General features: G+C 58.4%; 1 protein-coding gene. It reads right to left on the reverse strand.

Going from position 1 to position 303, the window contains the following annotated elements:
• The coding region (locus tag KVT32_RS29605) for an accessory factor UbiK family protein (protein WP_217619374.1) at positions 1 to 146 on the reverse strand (146 nt) is incomplete at its 3' end.
• Between the last annotated feature and the right edge of the window lie 157 nt (positions 147 to 303).

The raw sequence follows: 303 nt of genomic DNA on the forward strand, positions 1-303 counted from the left end.
AATTCCTCGCGCGCCACCAGGTCGAGCTTGGAAAGGCCCTGGGTCATCATCGCCTTGACGTTGCGTTCGATGTCCTTGGCGGGCGAGCTTTCGATTGCCTGGTTAATTTTGCCCTGCAAGTCGTTGAAGAAGTTGTTCATGTCCATCTGTCCTAGTGTTCTGGCCGTTGCACCACGCTGGAGCGAAGTGATGTGCGCTGGCCTGCTTTGGTGCGCCATGACGCGGCTGCGACGGGCACGCACCGGTTTGTACTTAGAGCCTATCCCAGTTGTCAGGAGTCGCTCCTGTCGCGCATGGGAAGCG

The sequence above is a fragment of the Achromobacter sp. GbtcB20 genome (genome assembly GCF_019091095.1).
Classification (GTDB): Bacteria; Pseudomonadota; Gammaproteobacteria; order Burkholderiales; family Burkholderiaceae_B; genus Achromobacter; species Achromobacter mucicolens.